This is a genomic window from uncultured Bradyrhizobium sp., from assembly GCF_964252615.1.
Classification (GTDB): domain Bacteria; phylum Pseudomonadota; class Alphaproteobacteria; order Rhizobiales; family Xanthobacteraceae; genus Bradyrhizobium.
In genome coordinates, this window is record NZ_CAXUNQ010000037.1 from 1 (window position 1) to 24,167 (window position 24,167).

The window sequence follows — 24,167 nt, forward strand, 5'->3', positions numbered from 1 at the left end:
GTTCTGGTACGGATAATTGTAGACCGCCTCGACTTTCTTCGCGGCGCCCGCGATGGCCGCCTTGGCGTCGCCGTTCTGATTGCCGACGAAGGCCGGCTGCGTGTTGTCGAGACCTTCTTTGAGCCATGCGGCGATCGATTCGCTCGAAACCTTGGCGTTGTCGCCTTCGTCCCACGCGATCGGCAGCGCGTCGAGCGCGGTCTTGGCGTGCCACCAGGTGTCGGCGACGACGGCGACGGTGGAATCGTTGACGCGCACCACCTTCTTGACGCCTTTCATGCCCATCACTTTGGCTTCGTCGTAGCTTTTCAGCTTGCCGCCGAACACCGGGCAATCCTTGATCGCAGCGTTCAGCATGCCCGGCAGCCTGACGTCGATGCCGTAGGTCATCTTGCCGGTGGTCTTGTCGGCGGTGTCGAGGCGCAGGATGCCCTTGCCGGCGATCTTCCAGTCCTTCGGATCTTTCAGCTTGATATCGGCGTCGGCAGGAGGCTCGAGCTTCGCAGCGGCTTCCACCACCTTGCCATAGGTCGTGGTTTTCCCCGACGGCGTATGGGTGATGACGCTGTTGGCGGCAGCGCACTCGGCAACCGGGACTTTCCATTCATCGGCCGCGGCCTGCACCAGCATCATGCGCGCAGTGGCGCCCCCCTTGCGGACGTAGTCCTGCGAGGTGCGGATGCCGCGGCTGCCGCCGGTGGAGAAATCGCCCCAGGCACGCTTGCGTGCGACACTTTGTCCCGGCGTGGGATATTCAGTGGTGACCTTCGACCAGTCGCATTCCAGCTCTTCGGCGACGAGCTGGGCGAGGCCGGTGAGCGTGCCCTGTCCCATTTCCGACCGCGCGATGCGGATGACCACGGTGTCGTCGGGCCGGATCACGACCCAGGCGTTGACTTCAGGCGAACCGTCGGCGGCGCGCACCACGGTGGGGCCGCCGAAGGGAAGATCAAGTCCGAGTGCAAGACCTGCGCCGGCAGCGGCGGTGCCGATGACGAAAGCGCGGCGATTCAGGGTGGGCATGTGATTCATGGCTGCCTCCCTCAAGCGTTGGCGGCGGCGTGAATGGCTTCACGCGCCTGCTGGAAGGTGCCGCAACGGCAGATATTGGTGATGGCTTCGTCGATATCCGCGTCGGTCGGTTTCGGCTTCTCCTTGAGCAAGGCTGCGACCGCCATGATCATGCCGCTCTGGCAATAGCCGCATTGCGGAACGTCGTTGGCAATCCATGCCTGTTGCACCTTGTGCAGCGCGCCATTGGCGGCCAGCCCTTCGATGGTGGTGATCTGCTTGCCGACGGCTTCCGAAACCGGCACGCCGCAGGAGCGCATCGCGACGCCGTCGATATGCACCGTGCAGGCGCCGCATTGTGCGATGCCGCAACCGTATTTGGTGCCGGTCAGGCCGGCGTTTTCCCTGATCGCCCAGAGCAGCGGAGTATCGGCTTCGACATCCAGTTCAAATGCTTTGCCGTTGATCGTGAGGTTTGCCATCGCGTTTCCCCTGATTAGCCCAATCCATCGAGAGAGCTTCGGCGCGATGCTGGACTGAAAACTGGAATAGTTCAAATCAAGATTGGGCCCGGACAACTCCGCATAAAGTGATTTGGCCTGCCTTGCGGTTCAAGCCTCCTTCAGCCCGAACAGCCGCGCCGCATTGCCGCCGAGAATGGCGGCTTTCTGCTTGTCGCTGAGCGTCGTGGTGGCGAAGACGTGATCGACCGGATGCTCTTCCCAGGGGATCGGATGATCGGTGCCGAGCACGACCTGGCCGGCACCGACTTGCGCCACCAGATGCCGGAGCGCTTCGGGCGTGAATACCAGCGCGTCGAAATAAAGCTGGTTCAGATATTCGGTCGGCTTCTTTTTCAGCTTGATGTCCGCGTCGCAGTTTTGCGGCGACACAAAGCAGGCGTGATCGGAACGCGGCGCGTAGGAACCAAGATAGCCGCCGCCATGCGCCGCGATGATTTTCAGACCGGGAAAGCGGTCCAGGGTGCCTTCGAAAATCAGGTGCTGCAGTGCGATGGTGGTGTCGAGCGGATTGCCGATGGTGTTGGACAGCCAGCCATTGCCCTTGAAGCGCTTGCCGAGTTCCGGCGTGCTTTGCGGGTGAATGAACAGCACGGCGCCAAGCTCTTCGGCCTTAGCCCATACCGGATGGAATTTGGGATCGGAAAAATCCTCGCCCAGCACGCTGCCGCCGATCGCGGCACCCCGCAGGCCCTGCTTCTTGATCGCGGTTTCGAGTTGCTGCACCGCAAGGTCCGGAAACTGCAGGGCCAACGAGGCGAACGCCGCAAAACGGTCCGGTTGCGATGCGCACAGCTCGGCCAATTTTTCGTTCTGCACTTTGACAATCTGCCCCGCGAGGTCGCGATCCCGGCCGTACCAGAACGGATTGATCGAGAGCACCTCCATGTCGATGGCCATTGCGTCCATGGCCTTGAGGCGCTGCTCGATGACGATGAAGTGGTCCTGCTGGCCCTTGGTGGGCGGCAGCGGCTTGTCCTTGTCAGGGCCGAGCAGGTCGAGGGCTTCGTGGAACAGACAATGCGAATGAACGTCGATGGTCTTGACGCGCTTGCCATCGACTTTCACCGGCAGGCGCTGCGCCCTGGGCTGCGCGCGAGCCGCATCCAGCATGCCGCAACTGCAGAACGCGATACCGCTCGCCGCGGCGCCTGCGAGAAAACTTCTGCGCGTGGTCATGTCTTTCTCCCCCGGAAAGCCGCGTTTCCCGCCGGCCGGTCGATTGCCGGCTTGTCTTGGTTTATGAAGCGGACACATTGCCAAGCCGAAGGCGAAAGGGCAATGATTCTGGAAATAATTAATAACGTCGGTTACCTGGAATCACCGCTCAAGGAGATCGCGCAATGCGCCTGCTTCACTCGTTTGTTCCAGCGCTGGCGCTTCTTGCCTCCACCGGCGCCATTGCACAAACGAATTATCCGGACCGGCCGATCAAGATGATCGTGCCGCTGGCCGCGGCGAGCGCCGTCGATGTCGCGGCAAGAATCGTCACCCAGAAGATGGCCGACAATATGGGCCAGCAATTCGTGATCCTGAACCAGCCCGGTGCGTCCGGACTGATCGGGGCCGAGGCGGTCGCGCGCGCCGAGCCGGACGGTTACACTATCGGCGGCTTCAACGACAGCATCATGACCATGGTGCCGAATATGCAGTCGAAGATGCGCTGGGACATCCTGAAGGATTTCGAGCCGGTGTCGCTCGTCGCAACGGTGGAGTGGGGGCTAATCGCCAACAATCAGACCAGCTACAAATCAGCCGCGGACCTGATTGCCGCTGCAAAGGCGGCCCCCGGCAGGATCGACTATGGCTCCGGCGGCCCGGGCAGTCCGCAGCATCTGGCGATGGCAATGTTCGCGTCGGCGGCGGGCATCTCGCTGACCCACGTGCCCTACAAGGGCGCCACCCAGGCCGCGACGGACGTCGCCGCCGGGCAGATCCCCGTCGCTTTCCAGGGGCTGGGGACGGTGGCGGCGCTGGTGCGCGGCAATTCGCTGAAACTGATCGGCGTCACCACGTCAAACCGGCTGCCGCAGTTTCCCGACGTGCCGACCGTTTCCGAATCCGGGCTGCCGGGCTTTCTGTTCAATTCATGGTTCGCGATCCTGGCGCCGGCCGGCACGCCGAAGGACATCATCGCAAGGCTCAATGCGGAAGTGCTCAAAGCCATCGGCGATCCGGACATCCGCGCCAGGCTCGAAAACCTCGGTTTTACGGTACGCGGCAGCTCAGCCGAAGACCTCGGCGCGTTGACGCGCGAGCAACTCGCCAAATACGCGCGTGTGATGAAAGAGATGGGAATCGGCAACGAGTGACTTTGTGCCCCAACGCAGCGCAACGCTCTTGCGGTGCGCTCATCGCGCCGGGGACGCGATGTGCTCGGTCATTGCACCTCAGAAGCACGGATGCCGGCGGCCGTCCTGACCGCGATAGGCGGCGGCGCTCTGTTTGCAGCGGACGGAGGTCGGGCCGTCGTAATACGCCCAGGTGCCGGGGAAGGGGCCCGGCCCGTAATTATGAAGATAGCTGAACCAGGGGATGTGATGGCGAACGTGAACATGGTGATGGCGGTGATGGTGCCGGCGGACGGCATAGTCCGCCGCCTGTGCCGCGATGGGCACGGCAATCAGCAAGCTTGAAAGAGACATCGCGGCAAGCCATTTCGATCCGGTCATCATGGACTCCTGAAAAAAGTCATCATAGAACGATTCGCGGGAAAACCCGTTCCGGACCGGGAGTCCCGGGGCGACGATGGTGGTCCCTCACAATCTGCATATCATCAAGCCCGCACTATGTGGTATCCCTCCAGCCCATGAACCAGCGCGCCAAGATCGATATCCGGCACTCCACCTGTCCGCATGACTGCCCGTCTGCCTGCGCCCTCGACGTCGAGGTGATCGGCGGCCAGACCATCGGCCGGGTGCGCGGCTCCAGGCTGCAAAGCTACACCGCGGGAGTGGTCTGCGCCAAGGTCGCGCGCTATGCCGAGCGCATCCATCATCCCGACCGCCTGATGCACCCGCTGCGCCGGACCGGCGCAAAAGGCTCCGGCCAGTTCGCGCGCATTTCGTGGGAGGAGGCGCTGGATGAGATCGCAGCGAGGTTCGATGCCGCCGAGCGCGACTTCGGCGCGCAATCGGTGTGGCCTTATTATTACGCGGGCACCATGGGTGTTGTCATGCGTGATGGCATCAACCGCCTCACCCATGTGAAGAAATATTCCCGTTTCTACTCGACCATCTGCGCCAACGTCGCCCGCGTCGGATTTGCCATCGGCACCGGCAGGATCGCCGGCGTCGACCCGCGCGAGATGGGCGTTTCCGACCTGATCGTGATCTGGGGCACCAACCCGGTGAACACCCAGGTCAATGTGATGACCCATGCGATGCGCGCTCGCAAAGAACGCGGCGCGAAGATCGCTGTGGTGGATATCTATCACAACGACACCATGAAGCAGGCCGACATCAAGATCATCCTGCGGCCGGGGACCGACGGTGCCTTCGCCTGCGGCGTCATGCACGTACTGTTCCGCGAGGGCTTTGCCGATCGCGCCTATATGGAACGCTACACCGATTGCCCCGCGGAACTCGAGGCGCACCTGGCGACCCGGACGCCGCAATGGGCTTCGTCGATCTGCGGGGTTCCGGTGGAGGAAATCGAAGCCTTCGCCCGCAATGTCGGCCAGACCAGGCGTTCGTTCTTCCGCTTCGGCTATGGTTTTACCCGCAGCCGCAACGGTGCTGCGCAGATGCATGCGGCGCTGTGCATTCCGGCGGTGACCGGCGCCTGGCAGTATGAAGGCGGCGGCGCGTTTTTCAATAATCTGGCGATCTGGAAGTTCAATGAATCCGTGATCGAAGGCCGTGACGCCATCGACCGCGCCACCCGGGTGATGGACCAGTCGAAGATCGGACGCATCCTGACCGGTGACGCGGAAGCCTTGATCGGCGGCGGCCCGGTCAAGGCCATGCTGATCCAGAATACCAACCCGATGACGGTGGCGCCGGAGCAGGATCTGGTGCGGCAGGGCTTTGCGCGAGAAGACTTGTTCGTGGCCGTGCATGAGCAGTTCATGACCGAAACCGCGCAAATGGCTGACATCGTGCTGCCCGCGACCATGTTCATGGAACATGACGATCTCTATTATGGAGGCGGCCACCAGCACATTTCGGTGGGCGCGAAACTGATCGAGCCGCCCGGCGAATGCCGTTCAAACCATGAGGTGCTGCAGGCTCTTGCCGCGCGGCTGGGCGCGAGGCATCCAGGTTTCGAAATGTCGCCGCGCGAATTGATCGACGTAACGCTGAAGAAAAGCGGGCATGGCGATATCGACACGCTGCAGGCCGATCTGTGGCGCGACATTCAGCCGGACTTCCGTACCTCGCACTACCTCGACGGCTTTGGGCATGCGGACAAGAAGTTTCACTTCAAGGCGGATTGGGCGCACCCGCCATGGGGCATCGCCGGGATGGGTCCATGGGAGCAGATGCCGTCGCTGCCCGATCACTGGACCATCATTGAAGAAGCCGACGAGGCGCATCCGTTCCGCCTTGCTACCAGCCCGTCGCGCAGTTTTCTCAACACCACTTTCAACGAGACGCCATCCTCGCAGGCGCGCGAGGGTGCACCATCGGTGATGATGCATCCGGCCGATGCCGCGCGGCTGGGGATTGCCGACGGCGACGCCGTGACGCTCGGCAATACCCGGGGGCAAACGACGCTGACGGTAAAACTGTTCGACGGCCTGCGCCGCGGCGTGCTGATCGCCGAGTCGATCCAGCCCAACCATGCCCACATCGGCGGACGGGGGATCAACACGCTGACCGGCGCCGATGCGGTCGCGCCCGTCGGCGGCGCCGCGTTTCACGACAACAAGGTGTGGGTGAAGAAGGCCGGGGCAGGCGCTGGCGCGGATTAATCCACCGTCGTCATCGGGATGCGCCACCTGGCGCAGGCATGGAATCCATAATCTCCGATCATGGTTATGGTTTCCGGGTTCGCGCTTCGCGCGCCCCGGAATGACGGTATAAAACTCAGCTTCCGGGGGGAGATCGTGACCAGCAGCCCCTTCTATCGCGCCGAGCACCTCGCCTACCGCGAGGTGGTACGCCGCTTCGTCGAAAAAGAGATCGAGCCTTACGCGCATGAATGGGATGAGGCCGGCGGCTTCCCGCGCGTGCTGTATGAGAAAGCCGCGGAAATCGGACTGCTTGGCCTCGGCTTTCCCGAACAATACGGAGGCACCGAGGCCGACAACTTCATGTGGATCGTGGCTGTGCAGGAACTGGCGCGGGCGGGCTGCGGCGGCGTCAGCGCCAGCCTGAAAAGCAATTCGATCGGCGCGCCGCCGATCGCGCGCGCCGGTTTGCCGGAATTCAAGGCGCGGGTGCTGCCTGAGATTCTTTCGGGCAGGAAGATTTCCGCGCTGGCCATCACCGAGCCGTCAGGCGGATCGGATGTCGCCAACCTGCGCACCTCGGCGCGGCGCGACGGCGACGTCTACGTGGTGAACGGCGAAAAAACCTTCATCACCTCGGGCATGCGCGCCGACTACATCACCACCGCCGTGCGCACCGGCGGGCCGGGCAGAGGCGGCGTCAGCCTGCTGGTGATCGAAGGCGATACGCCGGGGCTGTCGCGCACGCCTTTGAAGAAAATGGGCTGGTGGGCGTCGGATACCGCAACGCTGCATTTCGACGATTGCCGTGTGCCGGCCGGCAACCTGCTCGGCGAGGAGGGCGCCGGCTTCAAGATTATCACGCACAACTTCAACGGCGAGCGGCTGACCATGGCGGCGGGCTGTATAGCCGCAGCGCGGGTCTGCCTCGACGAGGCGATCGAATATGCCAGGCAGCGGCATACCTTCGGCAAACCGCTCGCGCAGCATCAGGTGATCAGGCACAAGCTGGTCGATATGGCGCAACGCGTAACTGCATCGCAGGCGATGCTGGAACTGCTGGCGTGGCGGCTCGACCGGGGCGAGAATCCGGTGGCGGAGATCTGCATGCTGAAGAACCAGGCTACCCAGACCATGGCGTTCTGCGCGTCCGAAGCGGTGCAGATTTTCGGCGGCGCCGGTTTCATGCGCGGCATCAAGGTCGAGCGCATCTACCGCGAGGTCAAGGTCAACGCCATCGGCGGCGGCAGCGAGGAGATCATGAAGGATCTTGCGAGCAGGCAGATGGGATTATGATTCTTCTTCGTCATGGCCGGGCTTGACCCGGCAATCCATCCTTTAAAAGAGGATTCCAAAGGTGATGGATACGCGGGTCAAGCCCGCGTATGACGAGATGTGTGAATCCAGCAGGATCAAGCCCGCATTGACGGCAGAGATATGTGCATCCAGTAGGGGCAAGCCCGGCAATGACGGCAGAGATGTGTGCATCCACTAGAATCAAGCCCGGCAATGACAGAATCAAGGGATGATATCATGATCACGCTTTACCACTGCAATGCCGCGCGGTCGTTTCGTCCGCTGTGGATGCTGGAAGAACTCGGCCTGGCCTACGACCTCAAGATGCTGCCGTTTCCGCCGCGGGTGTTCGCCAAGGACTATCTCGCCATCAATCCGCTCGGCACCATCCCGTATATGATCGATGGCGAAACCCGGATGTCGGAATCATCCGGCATCTGCCACTATCTCGGCACGCGATACGGACCGACGCCGTTGGTGGTCGATGTCGCAGAATCCGATTATGGCGCGTTCCTGAACTGGATGTATTTCAGCGATGCGACGCTGACATTCCCGCAGACATTGGTGCTGCGCTACACGCAACTCGAACCCGAAGAGCGGCGCAACCCGCAAGTCGCGGCCGACTATGCCAAATGGTTTCTGGGCAGGCTTCGGGCGGTCGAAGCGGCCACCGGAAAGAGTGACACGCTGTGTGCGGACCGCTTTACCGCCGCCGATATTTTGGTCGGCTATGCCTTGCGCCTTGCCGAAAACATCGGTCTTGCCAGAGATTTCGGTCCGAACGTCGCGGCCTATTGGCGGCGTCTGCAGGCGCGCGACGGATACAGGCGCGCCGTTGCGGCCGAGAATCTCGCCGGTGAGCAGCAGCAGGTGCCGAAGCGGACGTGAGTCCCATGCCGTGGACGCTGAGCCGGGGCCGTCGCGAACACCGTGTTTCGGGCGGTCCGGTTCTGCGAAGCGGCGTTGCACGCAGCACCGCGCCCGGGACACGTGCCGCCGGTGACATCGCCTTCTATTTCTGTATTCTGTGCATCGCTCCGCAAGAGAGCGATCGGGGGACGCTTCAGCCATGAGCGACAAGGCCGTCATCACCTGCGCGCTGAACGGCGTGCTGACCGACCCGAAGCAGCATCACATGCCGGTGACGCCGGAGGAAATGGCGCGCGAAGCCAAAGCCGCATTCGATGCCGGCGCCAGCGTGATGCACATTCATCTGCGCCGGCAGGCGCCGGGCCAGGGCCATCTGCCGTCATGGGATGTCGGCGTCTCGCGCGAAATCCAGCAGGCCATCCGCCAGGCCTGCCCCGGGGTCGTCATCAATCACACCACGGGCACCGCGGGGGCGAATTATCAAGGTGCGCTGGATTGCGTGCGCGAAACCAGGCCGGAGATGGCAGCCTGCAACGCCGGTTCGCTGAATTATCTGAAGGTGAAAAGCGACAATACCTGGGCGTGGCCGCCCATGATGTTCGATAACGCGGTGGAAAAGGTGCAGGCCTATCTCGACGTCATGAAAGAAGCGAACACGATTCCCGAATTCGAATGCTTCGACGTCGGCATCGTGCGCTGCGTCGGCATGTACCGGCAGACCGGGATGTATGCAGGACCGCTGGGATATAACTTCGTGATGGGCGTAGCTTCAGGCATGCCGGCCGATGTGGAATTGCTGCCGATCCTGCTCAAGCTGAAGCCGCCGGACGCCGGCTGGCAGGTCACCGCGATCGGCCGCGCCGAAATCTGGCCGCTGCATCAGCGCTGCGCCGAGTTGGGCGGCCACCTGCGCAGCGGGCTGGAGGACACGTTCTATCTGGGCGACGGCACCAAGGTGACATCGAACGGCCGGTTGATCGAGAGTTTGGCGGCGTGCGCCCGCCGCGCCGGACGAGAGGTTGCGAGCCCTGCGGAGGCGCGGCAGATTTTCGGGATATTGCGGTGATGCGCTCCCCCAAGCACTTCCGTCATCTCGAGAAGCCGCGCGCCCGAGCGGCGTCTCGAACGATGGCCACAAGCGCGTTTGCGGCCCATCCTTCGAGGCCCGGCATGAAGCATGCCGGACACCTCCGCATGACGGCGGCGACGTCGCTGCATCGGCAGATCGGCGGCCATGCCGGTCATTGACTCTACCATTGCGCCCGCGAGTGACGCGTTCAAGGCCAACCGCGAGGGCATGCTGGCGCTGGTCGGCCGCATCCGGGCGCTGGAACACCGCACCCGCGAAGCATCGGCTGCCGCAAAGGACCGCTTCCACAACCGCAGCCAATTGCTGCCGCGCGAGCGCGTGGCGCTGGTGCTCGATCCCGGCTCGCCCTTTCTCGAGTTGTCGACACTGGCGGGTTATATGTTCGACGTCCCGAACGCGGACAAAAGCGTGCCGGGCGGCGGCCTGATCGCCGGGATCGGTTTTGTTTCGGGCGTGCGCTGCATGGTCAGCGCCAATGATTCCGGCATCGATGCGGGCGCCCTGCAGCCCTACGGCCTCGACAAGACGCTGCGGGTGCAGGAAATGGCGCTCGAGAACAAGCTGCCTTACGTGCAACTGGTCGAGAGCGCCGGCGCCAATCTGCTGCGCTACCGCGTCGAGGATTTTATCCGGGGCGGCAACATCTTTCGCAACCTGGCGCGGCTTTCGGCGGCGGGTCTGCCGGTGGTGACGGTGACGCACGGCTCATCGACCGCCGGAGGCGCCTATCAGACCGGACTGTCGGATTACATTGTGATGGTGCGCGGACGCACCCGGGCGTTTCTCGCAGGCCCCCCGCTGCTCAAGGCAGCGACCGGAGAAATCGCCACCGAAGAAGAACTCGGCGGCGCCGAGATGCACACCAGTGTTTCCGGGCTCGGCGATTATCTCGCCGAAGATGATCGCGACGCGTTGCGGATCGCGCGCGACATCGTGGCCAAGCTGGAATGGGGCCGGCCCGCTGCCGCCGGACCGCCGGCGGCAATTCGTCCGCCGCGCTGTGATCCGGAGGAATTGCTGGGCATCGTGCCGATGGACTACCGGCGTCCGGTGGATATGCGGCAGGTGATCGCGCGCATCATCGACGATTCCGATTTCCTGGAATTCTCTCCGGCCTACGGTCCTGCCACGGTGTGCGGCCACGCGCGTATCGAAGCGCATGCCGTCGGCATCATCACCAACAACGGCCCGCTCGATGTCCCCGGTGCCAATAAGGCGACGCATTTCATTCAAGGATGCTGCCAGTCGCGCACGCCGCTGCTGTATCTGAACAACACCACCGGTTACATGGTGGGCAAGGCCTACGAAGAGGCCGGCATGATCAAGCACGGCTCGAAAATGATCCAGGCGGTGACATCGGCCACCGTGCCGCAGATCACCATCTACTGCGGTGCATCGTTCGGCGCCGGCAATTACGGCATGTGCGGGCGCGGCTTTCATCCGCGCTTCTGTTTTTCATGGCCGAACGCCAAGACCGCGGTGATGGGCGGCGAGCAGGCCGCTGAAACCATGGCTATCGTCACCGAGGCCGCCGCGATCCGGCGCGGCAAGCCGGTCGAGCGGCAAAGGCTCGATGCGATGAAGGCCGAAATCATCGGCGTATTCGACGGCCAGATGGACGTGTTTTCGACCAGCGCCCGGCTGCTCGACGACGGCGTGATCGATCCGCGCGATACACGCAGCATTCTGGCCGAGGTGCTGGCGATCTGTCGCGAGGCGGAGGCGCGCAATCCGCAAGCCATGCAGTTTTCGGTGGCGCGGCCATGAATGGCGAATCGAAGCCTACGCCGTTCAATAAAATCCTGATCGCTAATCGCGGCGAGATCGCTTTGCGCATCATGCGTACCGCGCGCCGCCTTGGCTATGGCGTGGCGGCGGTGTATTCGCGCGCCGACGCCGATGCGCTGCATGTGCGCGCAGCCGACCAAGCGGTGTACATTGGCGAGGCGCTGCCGGCGCAATCCTATCTCGACATCCGGGCGATCATCGCCGCGGCGAAGTCAAGCGGTGCCGACGCGGTGCATCCCGGCTACGGCTTCCTCGCCGAGAACGAGGAATTCGCCGCCGCATGCCGCGATGCGGGGCTGGTGTTCATCGGCCCGTCGCCGGAATCCATCAGGGCGATGGGCAACAAGGCCGGAGCCAAGGCGCTCATGCAGGCCGCCGGCGGGCCCTGCGTGCCCGGCTATCAGGGTGACGACCAGAGCGACCTTGTCCTGCTCGCCGAGGCGGAAAAGATCGGATTCCCCGTCATGATCAAGGCGGTGGCCGGCGGCGGCGGGCGCGGCATGCGGCTTGCGCAGGACGCTGCGGCGTTTCCGGATCTTGTGCGCAGCGCGCGGTCCGAAGCGCAGAGCGCGTTCGGCGACCCCGGCGTGATTCTGGAGCGTGCCCTCGTTAACGCGCGCCACATCGAAATCCAGGTGTTCGGCGACCGCCACGGCAGCGCCATTCACCTAGGAGAGCGCGATTGCTCGGTGCAGCGGCGGCATCAGAAACTGATCGAGGAAGCGCCGTCGCCGGCGGTGTCGCCGGAATTGCGGGCGCGGATGGGCGCCATCGCGGTCACGGCCATCCAGTCGATCGGCTACGAAGGAGCCGGAACGCTGGAATTCCTGCTCGACGCCAGCGGCGAATTCTACTTCATGGAAATGAATACGCGGCTGCAGGTCGAGCATCCCGTTACCGAGGCCGTTACCGGCCTGGACCTCGTCGAACTGCAGTTGCGTGTCGCCGCAGGTGAGCCGCTGCGCTTGACGCAGGCCGATATCAGGTTTTCCGGCCACGCCATCGAAGCGCGGCTGTGCTCGGAGGACGCCGGCCATGACTTCATGCCGCAGTCGGGACGGATGGCGCTGTGGCAGATACCCGGCGCATTGCGCGTCGAACACGCGATGCAATCCGGCTCCGAAATTCCGCCGTTCTACGATTCGATGATCGCCAAGATCATTGCGTGCGGTGCGACCCGCGACGAGGCCCGCCGCAAGCTGATTGACGGCCTTGAACACACCGTCGCGTTCGGCGTCACCACCAATCAGGCATTTCTCACCGCATGCCTGCGTCACCCGGCGTTCGCGGCGGGCGAGGCGGCCACCGGCTTTATCCGGCAATACCGCGATGACCTGCTCGCGCCGCGCGCGGGGGCCGGGATTTCGGATGCGGCGCTGGCGGCATTGCTGCTCCACGTCACCGACCGCCATGCGCCGGTGTGGCGAGGCGGACGTACGCTGGCGGCGACATTTCCGATTGCGGCGCGGATTGAACTTGACGGGAAAATTCACGAACTGGACTTCGTGCGCGAGCGCGACGGGGGTTATGCCGCAAGTCGCGACGGTCATGACGTCCGGTTCGAGATCGATGAGCTCGGCCGCGACCGCATCCGTTTCCGCCTCGACGGCCTGATGCAATCGGCGCGCTTCCTCCGCGAGGGCGATCGTCTTTATATCCTGCACCATGGCGTGACGCTGGCCGTCCGCGACCTGACGCTGGCAACTCCGGCAAGGGTGGCGGCTGAAGGCAGCGACGGCCGGGTACGCGCGGCGATGAATGGCCGTATCGTCGCGATCCTGGTGAGCCAGGGCGAGCGGGTCGAGGCCGGCCGGCCGCTGGTGACGCTGGAGGCGATGAAGATGGAACATGTGCATATCGCGCCGGTTTCGGGCACGATTTCCTCCATCGATGTCGCCGAAGGCGAGCAGGTGACGACCGGAAAGATGATCGCCGAAATCAAAGCAGTTTCTACCAGCAGGATTGAGCGAGCAGGGCAATGACCGACAACACCAGCGTGATCCTCGAGAAGCGCGGCCAGGCGTTCTGGATCGCCATCAACCGGCCGGAAAAGCGCAACGCCATCAACAGCGATGTGGTCGCCGGCATCGCAAAAGGTTTTCGCGACGCGCATGATGACGCGGAGGTCCGCGTGATCGTGCTGACCGGCGCCGGCGACAAGGCGTTTTGCGCCGGTGCCGACCTTGTCAACACAGGTGCCGCCTTTGCGTTCGATTTCGCCAGGCCCAATGTCGATTATGCCGATCTGTTGCGGCTGTCGCAAAATGCGACAAAACCGGCGATCGCGCGGGTCAACGGCGTCTGCATGGCCGGCGGCATGGGGTTATTGTGCATGACCGACATGGCCGTGGCGGCGGAAAACGCGATCTTCGGCCTGCCGGAGGTGAAGGTTGGCGTATTCCCGATGCAGGTGATGAGCCTGTTGCAGGCTATCGCGCCGCGGCGGCTGATCAACGAGTGGGCGCTGACCGGCGAGCCGTTCGACGCGCGCGCCGCGCTAGCTGCAGGACTTCTCAATCATGTGGTGCCGGCAGCGGAACTCGATGCAAAGATCGAATGGCTGATCGGTCGGGTCATCGACAAGTCACCGACCGCAATCCGGCGCGGCAAATATGCCATGCGGGCCATCGCGTCGATGTCGTTCGACCAGAGCATCGCCTATACCGAAAGCCAGATCGCGCTGACCGCGATGACCGAGGACGCGAAAGAGGGTCTCGCGGCGTTTGCAGAAAAGCGCAAGCCGGTTTGGAAGGGGAAGTAAACTCGGGCTGTCGTCCCGGCGAAGCGGTTACCCATAACCACCGGATTTCATATTGAAAGATGGCCTCTGCCCCAGCGTGCCTAAAATTACGCTCGGTGTGTATGGGTCCCCGCCTTTGCGGGACGACGTTGTGGGTGCGGTTGCGCTCCTTCTACCCCGCATTCGCCTTCAATCCTGCCGCCTCGATACCCGCCACCGCGCAAATCTCGTCATTGTCCGAGGTATCGCCGCTGACGCCGACGGCGCCCAGCAGCGCGCCGCTGGCGTCGTGGATCAACACGCCGCCGGGCACCGGCACCATCCGGCCCTGCGCCAGCGTGTTTACCGCGCCGATGAAATAGGCCTGTTCCTGGGCGCGCTGGAACAGCGCCCGCGATCCCATGCCCATTGCCAATGCCCCGTAGGCCTTGCCATGGGCAATCTCGCCGCGCAGCAGGCTGGTGCCGTCCTGTGCGGCGCTGACTTTCACGCAGCCGCGCGCGTCAAGCACGGCCACCACCAGCGGTTTTAGTTTTTTCTCGACGCCCTTTGCGAGAGCCACATCCAGGATTTTGCGTGCAACGTCGAGGGTGAGGTCGACCATGGTGTTGTTCCTTTCAGTTAATACCGTCATTCCGGGGCGTCGCCAGTGCTCCGCGCGAAACGCTCGCAAGGGCCCGCGCCCCGGAATGACGGCCGTGGTTGGTTTGCGCGCCATCCAGGCTCATCGCCAGCACGCGTGCGACGTGAAGTGCCGCACGGCCCGCGCCATCGGCGATCTGGTGCCGGCAGGAGGTGCCGTCGGCGACGACAAGCGTCGTCGGCTCAGCCTTGCGGATCGCAGGAAGCAGCGACAGCTCGGCCATCCGCATCGACGCCTGGTAGGTGTCGGCACCATAGCCGAATGCGCCGGCCATGCCGCAGCAACTTGACTCGACGGTTTCGACCTTGAGGCCGGGAACGAGGCGAAGAACCTGCTCGACCGGCTTGAACGCGCCGAAGGACTTCTGATGGCAGTGGCCGTGCGCCAGCGCGGTGCCGGCGATGGGACGCAGCGGCAGCCGCAGACGGCCGGCTTCGGCCTCTTGCACCAGAAACTCCTCGAACAGCAAAGCGTGCGCACCCACGCTGTTTGCCGCATCGTCGCTCCGCAGCGACAGCAGTTCGTCGCGCAGGGTCAGCAGGCAGCTCGGCTCGAGCCCGACGATGGGCACGCCACGCGCGGCAAACGGCGCATAGGTCGCAACCAGCCGATCCAGTTCGGCGCCCGCTTGGCTAACCAGCCCGGCCGAAAGGAAGGTGCGTCCACAGCATAGCGGACGTTTTCCGCGCGGGGGTCGCGGCAGGCGGACACGATAACCGCCTTCCACCAGCACATGCAGGGCGGCTTCGAGGTTTTCGCGCTCATAGGCGCGATTGAACGTGTCGGCGAACAGTACCACCTCGCGCCCGTCGGCAGGGCCGAACGTTTCACCGGCGGGCGCGAACACATCGCGCCGCCACTGCGGCAGGCTGCGCTGCGCGCTGATGCCGGCAAATTTTTCGAACAGCGCGCGCAGCAGCGGGCTGTTGTTGCGCAGGTTGGCCAATGGCGCAAGGCGCGACGCCAGCGCGGCGTAATGCGGCAGATAGCCGACCATGCGGTCGCGCAGCGACAGCCCGTGCCTGGCAACGCGCGCGCTCAGCACCTCGATCTTCATCTTCGCCATGTCGACGCCGGTCGGACATTCGTGGCGGCAGGCCTTGCAGGAGACGCAGAGTTTCAGGGTGTCCATCATTTCGTCGGATGCCAGCGCATCGGGGCCAAGCCGGCCCGAGATCGCCAGCCGTAAGGTGTTGGCGCGGCCCCGCGTGACATCCTTCTCGTCGCGGGTGGCGCGATACGACGGACACATCACGCCGCCTTCCAGTTTCCTGCAGGCGCCGTTGTTGTTGCACATCTCGACCGCGCCCTGGAAACCGCCGCCGGCGCCGGGATAGGCCGACCAGTCCAGCACCGTCTTCAAATCGCCAATCCTGTAGTCCGGCGGATAGCGAAACAGCGAACGGTCATCCATTTTCGGCGGATCGACGATCTTGCCGGGATTGAGCACATTGCCGGGGTCGAAACGCTGCTTGACCTCCCTGAAGTCGGCGACAATGCGCTCGCCGAACATCGCCGCGTGAAATTCCGAGCGCACGATGCCGTCGCCGTGCTCGCCGGAATGCGAACCCTTGTAGTCGCGCACCATTGCGAAGGTTTCCTCGGCGATGGCGCGCATCGCCTTGACGTCCTTCTCCAGTTTGAGATTCAGCACCGGCCGGACATGCAGGCAGCCTTCCGAGGCATGCGCGTACATGGTGCCGCGGGTGCCGTGTCTTGCGAAGATTTCGTTGAGCCGCTTGGTGTAGTCGGCAAGATGCGGCAGCGGCACCGCGCAGTCCTCGACGAACGACACCGGCTTGCCTTCCTGCTTCATCGACATCATCACGTTGAGGCCGGCGGCGCGGAATTCGGCGATGCCGGTCTGCAGCGCCGGCTCGACGATCTCGACCACGCCGCCCCATTTGCGCTGCGGGTTATTCCAGCCAAAGCCGAGATCGGCCATCAGCTCGCCGAGCTGTTTCAAGCGTCCCAGGTTTTCGCCCTGATCCGCTTCGGCAAACTCGACGATCAGCACCGCATCGGGATCGCCGCGCACGGCCGTGCCGATGACGGGCTGGAACATCGCGATCTCGCGGCCGAGCGCGATCATAGTGCGATCGACCAGCTCCACGGCGATCGGGCCCAGTTTCACCAGATGCTGCGCGGCATCCATGGCCTCGTAAAAGCTGCCGAAATGGCAGACGCCGAGCACCTTGTTGCGGATGACGGGCCAGAGCTTCAACTCGACCTGAGTGGTGAAGGCCAGCGTGCCTTCGGAGCCGACCAGCAGGTGCGCCATGTTGTTTGGCGCATTGCGCGGCACCAGCGCATCGAGATTGTAGCCGCCGACCCGGCGCTGCACTTTTGGGAATTTGTCCGCGATCTCGACCGCCTCGCGCTCGCCGAGCGCGAGCAGGTCGCGAAACAGGCCGAGTCCGGCATCGCCGTGATTCAATTGCGGAAAATCGCGAGCCACGTCGCCAAAGCGCAGCAGATGGCCGTCGGCGAGGGCCGCCTGCATCGACAGCGTATTGTCGCGCATGGTGCCGTATCGCAGCGATCGGCCGCCGCAGGAATTATTGCCGGCCATGCCGCCGATGGTGGCGCGCGATGCGGTGGAGACATCGACGGGAAACCACAGCCCGTGCTTTTTGAGCTGCCGGTTGAGGTCGTCCAGAACGATGCCGGGTTCGACCACGCAGCTCCGGTTCGCGGCATCGAGCGACAGAATGCGGTTCAGGTGCCTGGAAAAGTCGATGATGACGCCGTCATTGACGGTCTGGCCGCACTGCGAGGTTCCGCCGCCCCGCGGGGTGACGATGCATCCATCGTCGCGGGCAATGGCGAGCGCCCGTAACGCCTCGTCCATGGTACGGGGAACCACGACGCCCAGCGGCATGATCTGGTAAAACGAGGCATCGGTAGCGTACCGGCCGCGGTTGAAGGAATCGAACCATACGTCGCCGGTGATTTCCCGTCCAAGACGCAAGGCCAAGGCGCTGTTTTCCGCTGAATTCCGGATTTTTTCGGCTCGCCGCGCCGCCATCGTTCAATCTCGTGTGATGTCTTCGAGCCTTGTATCCGATATTCGGCTTTGCGGGCATAGCCCTACCTTTCCTGGGGATTGACGGCGCCCCTGGGCTGCGGGACAAGCCCGCCAAATAGTGATATTCGGACGCTTGAAAACCGCCAGCCCGCCGGGAAGGACGCCCCCAATGAGCCTGCATACAGGACGGCATTTCTTACAGATTCCAGGACCGACCAACGTGCCCGACCGGGTGCTGCGGGCGATGGACATGCCCACCATGGACCATCGCGGTCCGGAATTCGGCGCGCTCGGCCTCGAGGTCCTGACCGGTATCCAGCGCATATTCCGCACCAGGCAGCCGGTCATCATCTATCCGTCCTCGGGCACCGGCGCCTGGGAAGCGGCAATCGTCAATACGCTGCAGCCCGGTGACAAGGTATTGATGGCTGAAACCGGCCAGTTCGCCGTGCTGTGGCGCGGCATCGCCGAGAAATTCAAGCTCGACATTGACTGGATCCCCGGCGACTGGCGGCGCGGCGCCGACCTGGACCTGATCGAGACGCGGCTGGCCGCCGATCGCACCCACCAGATCAAGGCCGTCTGCGTCGTGCACAACGAAACCTCGACCGGCTGCGTTACCCATCCGCTCGAGGTCCGCAAGATCATGGATCGCACCAAGCATCCGGCGCTGCTGATGGTCGACAGCATTTCCGGTCTGGGCTCGCTGGAATACGAGCACGACGCCTGGGGGGTCGACGTGACCGTCGCAGGATCCCAGAAAGGCTTGATGCTGCCCCCCGGGCTTGGTTTCAACGCCGTATCGGACAAGGCGCTTGCGGCTGCAAAGGCCAATCCGGGAATGCGGTCATATTGGGACTGGATGGACGTGATCGCGATCAACAAGGTCGGGACCTGGCCCTATACGCCGGCAACCAATCTGTTGTTCGGGCTGAAAGAAGCCATAGCGATGCTCGAGGAAGAAGGCCTGGAAAACGTCTGGACCCGGCACAGGCGCCACAGCGCCGCAACGCGCGCGGCGGCGAAGGCGTGGGGGCTGGAAACGCAGTGTGCCGATCCGCACGCGCATTCCCCGGCGCTGACCGGCGTGGTGATGCCTGACGGACACGACGCCGACCATTTCCGCAAAGTCGTGCTGGAAAACTTCGACATGTCGCTCGGCACCGGGCTCAACAGGATCAAGGGCAAGGTATTCCGCATCGGCCATATCGGGCATTTCAACGACCTGATGCTGATGGGCACGCTGGCCGGCGTCGAGATGGGCCTTGATCTCGCCAAGGTGCCGCACCGCACGGGCGGCGTGATGGCGGCGATGGAAGTGCTCAAGGGCCGCGACGTGGTGCCGATGCCGAAGGCGGCGGTGGCGTAGCGTTAAAAGCCGTTGTTGCCGGGCATGACCCTCCCATATGCACGCATCTCGGCCGTCATTGCCGGGCTGACCCGGCAATCCATCCTCTCCAAACGACATCTTCCGAACTGATGGATACGCGGGTCAATCCCGCGTATGACGAGTTGTGTGAATCCAGCAGGGCTTGACCCGGCAATCCATCCCTTGGCAAAGACTCTTGCGAAGATGGGTGGATACGCGGGTCAAGCCCGCGTATGACGATCTGTGGCCCTGATTTTGGAACGCTTCATCCATCAAGGGCGGCCGGAGGCCGTATCCACCTCGCGAGGATGAACAGGCGCACAGAAAGAGCATACCATGAACGTCCCGGTAACCGCGACCGAAGATCTTCTCTACAGCATAGAGGACGGCATCGCCCGGATCACCTTCAACCGTCCGCAGGCGCGCAACGCGCTGACCTTTGCGATGTATGAGCAGATGGCGGCGATCTGCGAAACGGTCAATGCCGACCGTTCGATCAAGGCGATGATTCTCACCGGCAGCGGTGAAAAAGCCTTCGCATCCGGCACCGACATCTCGCAATTCCGCGCCTTCAAGACATCGCAGGATGCGCTCGAATACGAAGCGCGGATCGACCGCGTGCTTGGCGCGCTCGAGCAATGCCGGGTCCCGACTATTGCGGCGATTGCCGGCGCCTGCACCGGGGGCGGCGCGGGGATCGCGGCCTGCTGCGACATCCGCATCGGCACGGCGGCGACGCGGATCGGTTTTCCCATCGCGCGAACGCTCGGCAATTGCCTGTCGATGTCCAACATCTCCAGGTTGGTCTCGCTGATCGGTCCGGCGCGGACCAAGGATTTGATTTTCAAGGCGCGGCTGGTCGAGGCGCCGGAAGCGCTGGCGCTTGGTCTGCTCAACGAAATCGTGCCCGACGTGGAGGCGCTGCAGCGCCGCGCCGATGAAACCGCGAAACTGGTGGCGAGCCACGCCCCGATCACGCTCGAAGTGACCAAGGAAGCGGTACGCCGCATCCGCCGCACGCTGTCGCGCGAGGAGGGGGAGGATTTGATCCTGCGTGCCTATATGAGCGAGGATTTTCGCGAGGGCATGGATGCTTTCCTCAACAAGCGCACGCCGAAGTTCAAGGGGAAGTAGGGTGAACTCGTCATGCGCGGGCTTGACCCGGCCATCCATCCCCTTCGAAACGACTCTTCCGAAGATGGATGGATACGCGGGTCAGGCCCGCGTATGACGAGATGTGTGAATCTCGTAGGGTCAAGCCCGGCAATGACGGGGCTGGGCGAAAGTCGTAAGTCGCGTGCAGTCTGATCCGCTTGAACTGCCATGGGATAACCCGCAAAGTGGCCTCCAATCACCATTGACTGCGCCTGCACAAACCACACAGGGACGAAACACATGCGAAATCTTCTGAAAACAACGGTCGCGCTTGCCGCCATGCTGGCGGGCGCACCGGCGATTGCGGCCTGGGAGCCTACAAAACCGGTCGAGATCGTGGTCGCGGCGGGTGCCGGCGGCGCCTCCGACCAGATGGCGCGGATGATGCAGGCCGCGATTCAGAAAAACAATCTGATGAAGCAGCCGATGGTGGTCTCGCTCAAGGGCGGAGCCTCCGGCGCCGAAGCGCTGATGTACATGAAATCCAGCGACGGCGACGCCAACAAGGTGCTGATCGCCTATTCGCTGATCTACATGTTGCCGCTGTCGGCAAAAATTCCGTTCAACTGGCGCGAACTCACGCCGGTGTCGGTGGTGGCGCTCGATCAGTTCGTGCTGTGGGACAACGCCGCCGGACCGAAGACGGTGAAGGAATTCATCGAGGCCGCGAAATCAGCCGGTTCGCCGTTCAAGATGGGCGGCACCGGCTCGAAACGCGAAGATCACGTGCTCACGGTATTCATGGAGCAGAAGACCGGCGCCAAATTCTCCTATCTGCCTTACAAGTCGGGCGGCGAGGCCGCGACCCAGCTAGTCGGAAATCATACCGAATCCAACGTCAACAATCCGTCCGAAAATCTCGAGGTCTGGCGCGCAGGACAGGTGCGCGCGCTCTGCGTGTTCGACAAGGAACGCATTTCCTACAAGACCAAGGTCACGGAGACGCAGTCATGGAATGATATTCCGACCTGCAAGGAAGAGGGCCTCGACGTGCAGTATCTGATGCTGCGCGCCATGTTCCTGCCCGGCAAGGTGACGCCGGATCAGGTCGCGTTCTACGTCGATCTGTTCCAGAAGGTGACGCAGACACCCGAGTACAAGGACTACATGGAAAAGCAGGCGCTGAAGCCAATCTTCCTCACCGGCACCGACATGCTGAAATTCCTCGAGGAGGACGACAAGCTGAACGCGTCGCTGATGAACGAAGCGGGGTTCGTGGCGAAATAGCAAGACACGCGTGCCGGGACGCAGCGCGGCGCTCTTGCGAAGCGAGGCGCTACGGAATAGGCACTTCACCAAGAACTGTCGTCATGCGCGGGCTTGACCCCGCGCATCGATCCATCTTCGTGCGACTCGTCAAAGAAGATGGGTGGCCGGGTCAAAGCCCGGCCATGACGCTTCGACAAGTAATGCGGTCGCGGTCCTGCGGAGCGGCATGAAGCATGCCGCACCGCGTCCGGGACATGATCTCTCTTAGCCAACGAAAATATCTCGATGTCCACTACCGAAATTGAAATTGTCGTCGACGATCCGACCGCGCCGGAGCCCGATTCGCCTGCAGTGACGAATGTCGCAACCGTCGACGCCGCAGTCTCGCTGATGCTGCTCGGGTTGGCCGCGATGCTGGGCTACGACAACTGGCGCACCGGCGTCTCCTGGGATTCGACAGGTCCGCAGCCCGGCTACTTTCCATTCTACCTCTCGGTGATACTGGGCGCCGCCAGCGTATATGGCCTCGCCACCGGCTTTTTGTCGCGCCGCGAGGCCGCGGAGACGTTCGTCACCCGCGCGCAGCTTCGCCGCGTCATGGCGGTGTTCGTGCCGACGCTGCTGTTCTGTCTGGCTACGCAATTCCTTGGACTGTATGTCGCGAGCTTCCTGCTGATCACAGCCTTCATGCGGATGGTCGGCAAGATCGCGCTGTGGAAATCGCTGCTCACCGCGTTCCTGTTCACGGCCATCATGTTCGTGACCTTCGATATCGCCTTCGACGTCATCATGCCGAAAGGCCCGCTCGAAGCGGCGTTGGGGCGTTAGGACGATCATGAAACCGATCAACGGCCACGGCGTCATCCTGAGGTTCTCGCAGCGAGGCTGCGAGCCTCGAGGGATGCGTGATCCGGATTGCCGCCCTTCGAGGCCCGGCGCGCGCCGGGCCTCTCAGGATGACGGGGTGCCGGCTGGGATCTGGGGTAAATAATGGAAGCTTTCGGCCTGTTGATGCACGGCTTTGCCGTGCTGCTGACCTGGAAAACACTGGCGCTGATGATGGTCGGGCTGGTGCTCGGCATTTTCGTGGGCGTGCTGCCGGGGCTTGGCGGCCCCAACGGCGTGGCGATCCTGTTGCCGCTGACCTTCACCATGGATCCGACCTCCGCGATCGTGATGCTGTCCTGCATCTACTGGGGCGCGCTGTTCGGCGGCGCCATCACCTCGATCCTGTTCAACATTCCCGGCGAAGCCTGGTCGGTCGCGACCACCTTCGACGGCTATCCGATGGCGCAGCAAGGCAGGGCGGCCGAAGCGTTGACCGCCGCGTTCACCTCCTCGTTCGTCGGCTCGCTGGTCGCGGTGCTGCTGATCACCTTCCTGGCGCCGATGATCTCGTCCTTCGCGCTGAAATTCGGTCCGCCTGAGTTCTTCGCGGTGTATCTGCTGACGTTCTGCTCCTTTGTCGGACTCGGCCGCGAGGCCAAGCATAAGACCATCATCTCGATGGCGCTCGGATTGCTGCTCGCGGGCGTCGGCATGGATACCGTGTCCGGCCAGTTGCGCATGACTTTCGGTTCCAGCGAGTTGCTGCGCGGAATCAATTTCCTGGTGGCCGTGATCGGTCTGTTCGGCATCAGCGAAATCCTGCTGACCATGGAAGAGCGCCTCGCGCTGCGCGGCCACGCCGCCGGCATCAGCCTGCGCGTCGTGCTGAAGGTGTGGAAGGACCTGCCGAAATACTGGGTGACGCTGCTGCGCTCGTCCTTCATCGGCTGCTGGCTCGGCATCACGCCGGGCGGCGCGATCGCGGCGTCGTTCATGGGCTACAACCTCGCCAAACGCTTTTCCAAGGATCCGGAAAGTTTCGGCACGGGCCGGATTGAGGGCGTGTTCGCGCCGGAGACCGCGGCGCACGCGTCCGGCACCGCGGCGCTGCTGCCGATGCTGGCGCTCGGTATTCCCGGCTCCGGCACCGCGGCGATCCTGCTCGGCGGTCTGATGGTATGGGGCCTCAACCCGGGGCCGCTGCTGTTCGTCGAGCACAAGGATTTCGTCTGGGGCCTGATCGCCTCGATGTATCTCGGCAACGTGGTGGGCCTCGTGCTGGTGCTGACGACGGTACCGATCTTCGCGTCGATCCTGCGCGTGCCGTTCGCCGCCGTTGCGCCGATGATTGTGGTGTCCTGCGCGATCGGCGCCTATGCCATCCAAAATGCGATGTTCGACATCTGGCTGATGCTTGGCTTCGGCGTGGTCGGCTATGTCTTCAAGAAGATCGGCATTCCGCTGGCGCCGTTCACGCTGGCGCTGGTGCTCGGCAGTCGCGCCGAGGACGCGTTCCGGCTGTCGATGATCGGCTCGGGCGGCACCATGAAGGTGTTCTGGTCCAACGGCCTGGTCGGCTCGATCACGACGCTGGCGATCGTGCTGCTGTTCTGGCCGGTGATCGACAAAGCCTTTGCCGGCATGGGCCGGCTATGGCGGCCGGCGAAAGTATAGCCCGTCATTGACGCAATCCCGAAAGCAAGAACTGGACGGCCTCGCCGCTGC

At 63.4% G+C, this 24,167-nt stretch carries 19 protein-coding genes; 13 read left to right on the forward strand and 6 right to left on the reverse strand.

The window, feature by feature from the left end; all coding sequences use genetic code 11:
• From ACFE72_RS17070 to ACFE72_RS17080, 3 genes are all read right to left on the reverse strand, one after another.
• Positions 1-1,032, reverse strand: a 1,032-nt coding sequence (locus ACFE72_RS17070; protein WP_375414302.1) for a molybdopterin cofactor-binding domain-containing protein, incomplete at its 3' end; no start/stop codon positions are given.
• A gap of 11 nt (positions 1,033-1,043) precedes the next feature.
• Entirely contained in the window at positions 1,044-1,493 is a 450-nt protein-coding gene (locus ACFE72_RS17075) for a (2Fe-2S)-binding protein (protein ID WP_375414303.1), read from the reverse strand.
• A gap of 129 nt (positions 1,494-1,622) precedes the next feature.
• Positions 1,623-2,711: an amidohydrolase family protein gene (locus tag ACFE72_RS17080; protein ID WP_375414304.1), complete on the reverse strand. Its 1,089-nt coding sequence runs from the start codon at positions 2,709-2,711 to the stop codon at positions 1,623-1,625.
• 164 nt (positions 2,712-2,875) lie between these two features.
• On the opposite strand from ACFE72_RS17080, the gene ACFE72_RS17085 reads away from it, so the two are divergent.
• Positions 2,876-3,844: a Bug family tripartite tricarboxylate transporter substrate binding protein gene (locus ACFE72_RS17085; protein ID WP_375414305.1), complete on the forward strand. Its 969-nt coding sequence runs from the start codon at positions 2,876-2,878 to the stop codon at positions 3,842-3,844.
• A gap of 78 nt (positions 3,845-3,922) precedes the next feature.
• Here the strand turns inward: ACFE72_RS17085 and ACFE72_RS17090 are convergent, their stop codons facing one another.
• Positions 3,923-4,204 (reverse strand): hypothetical protein, encoded by a 282-nt coding sequence (locus tag ACFE72_RS17090; RefSeq protein WP_375414306.1) that lies wholly within the window; start codon positions 4,202-4,204, stop codon positions 3,923-3,925.
• Between the two features lie 137 nt (positions 4,205-4,341).
• On the opposite strand from ACFE72_RS17090, the gene ACFE72_RS17095 reads away from it, so the two are divergent.
• The 7 genes from ACFE72_RS17095 to ACFE72_RS17125 all read left to right on the forward strand — a co-directional run bounded on the left by ACFE72_RS17095 (position 4,342) and on the right by ACFE72_RS17125 (position 14,231).
• The gene (locus ACFE72_RS17095) at positions 4,342-6,447 is read left to right on the forward strand and encodes a molybdopterin oxidoreductase family protein (protein ID WP_375414307.1); all 2,106 of its coding nucleotides are present in this window, start codon (positions 4,342-4,344) and stop codon (positions 6,445-6,447) included.
• Between the two features lie 135 nt (positions 6,448-6,582).
• Entirely contained in the window at positions 6,583-7,722 is a 1,140-nt protein-coding gene (locus ACFE72_RS17100; protein WP_375414308.1) for an acyl-CoA dehydrogenase family protein, read from the forward strand.
• 237 nt (positions 7,723-7,959) lie between these two features.
• A complete protein-coding gene (locus ACFE72_RS17105) occupies positions 7,960-8,610 on the forward strand; it encodes a glutathione S-transferase family protein (protein WP_375414309.1) in 651 nt (216 codons plus the stop codon).
• Between the two features lie 181 nt (positions 8,611-8,791).
• Positions 8,792-9,658, forward strand: coding sequence for a 3-keto-5-aminohexanoate cleavage protein (locus ACFE72_RS17110; RefSeq protein WP_375414310.1), 867 nt, complete (start codon positions 8,792-8,794; stop codon positions 9,656-9,658).
• Between the two features lie 168 nt (positions 9,659-9,826).
• Positions 9,827-11,449: an acyl-CoA carboxylase subunit beta gene (locus ACFE72_RS17115; protein ID WP_375414311.1), complete on the forward strand. Its 1,623-nt coding sequence runs from the start codon at positions 9,827-9,829 to the stop codon at positions 11,447-11,449.
• Positions 11,446-13,452: an acetyl/propionyl/methylcrotonyl-CoA carboxylase subunit alpha gene (locus ACFE72_RS17120; RefSeq protein ID WP_375414312.1), complete on the forward strand. Its 2,007-nt coding sequence runs from the start codon at positions 11,446-11,448 to the stop codon at positions 13,450-13,452. Before ACFE72_RS17115 ends, ACFE72_RS17120 begins: the two co-directional genes overlap by 4 nt.
• Positions 13,449-14,231 (forward strand): enoyl-CoA hydratase/isomerase family protein, encoded by a 783-nt coding sequence (locus tag ACFE72_RS17125; RefSeq protein ID WP_375414313.1) that lies wholly within the window; start codon positions 13,449-13,451, stop codon positions 14,229-14,231. The genes ACFE72_RS17120 and ACFE72_RS17125 overlap by 4 nt, the downstream gene beginning before the upstream one ends.
• A gap of 151 nt (positions 14,232-14,382) precedes the next feature.
• Here the strand turns inward: ACFE72_RS17125 and ACFE72_RS17130 are convergent, their stop codons facing one another.
• Together ACFE72_RS17130 and ACFE72_RS17135 are read right to left on the reverse strand one after the other, a co-directional pair.
• Entirely contained in the window at positions 14,383-14,814 is a 432-nt protein-coding gene (locus tag ACFE72_RS17130; protein ID WP_375414314.1) for a heme-binding protein, read from the reverse strand.
• 13 nt (positions 14,815-14,827) lie between these two features.
• Positions 14,828-17,881, reverse strand: a complete 3,054-nt coding sequence (locus ACFE72_RS17135) for an FAD-binding and (Fe-S)-binding domain-containing protein (protein WP_375414315.1) — start codon at positions 17,879-17,881, stop codon at positions 14,828-14,830.
• Between the two features lie 169 nt (positions 17,882-18,050).
• On the opposite strand from ACFE72_RS17135, the gene ACFE72_RS17140 reads away from it, so the two are divergent.
• From ACFE72_RS17140 to ACFE72_RS17160, 5 genes are all read left to right on the forward strand, one after another.
• Entirely contained in the window at positions 18,051-19,250 is a 1,200-nt protein-coding gene (locus ACFE72_RS17140; protein WP_375414316.1) for a pyridoxal-phosphate-dependent aminotransferase family protein, read from the forward strand.
• Between the two features lie 336 nt (positions 19,251-19,586).
• Entirely contained in the window at positions 19,587-20,384 is a 798-nt protein-coding gene (locus ACFE72_RS17145; protein WP_375414317.1) for an enoyl-CoA hydratase/isomerase family protein, read from the forward strand.
• A 261-nt stretch (positions 20,385-20,645) separates the two neighbouring features.
• The gene (locus ACFE72_RS17150; RefSeq protein WP_375414318.1) at positions 20,646-21,632 is read left to right on the forward strand and encodes a Bug family tripartite tricarboxylate transporter substrate binding protein; all 987 of its coding nucleotides are present in this window, start codon (positions 20,646-20,648) and stop codon (positions 21,630-21,632) included.
• Between the two features lie 267 nt (positions 21,633-21,899).
• Complete coding sequence (locus ACFE72_RS17155) at positions 21,900-22,442, forward strand: tripartite tricarboxylate transporter TctB family protein (protein WP_375414319.1); 543 nt, start codon at positions 21,900-21,902, stop codon at positions 22,440-22,442.
• Positions 22,443-22,604: 162 nt separating this feature from the next.
• Positions 22,605-24,116, forward strand: a complete 1,512-nt coding sequence (locus ACFE72_RS17160) for a tripartite tricarboxylate transporter permease (protein WP_375414320.1) — start codon at positions 22,605-22,607, stop codon at positions 24,114-24,116.
• Positions 24,117-24,167: the final 51 nt, after the last annotated feature.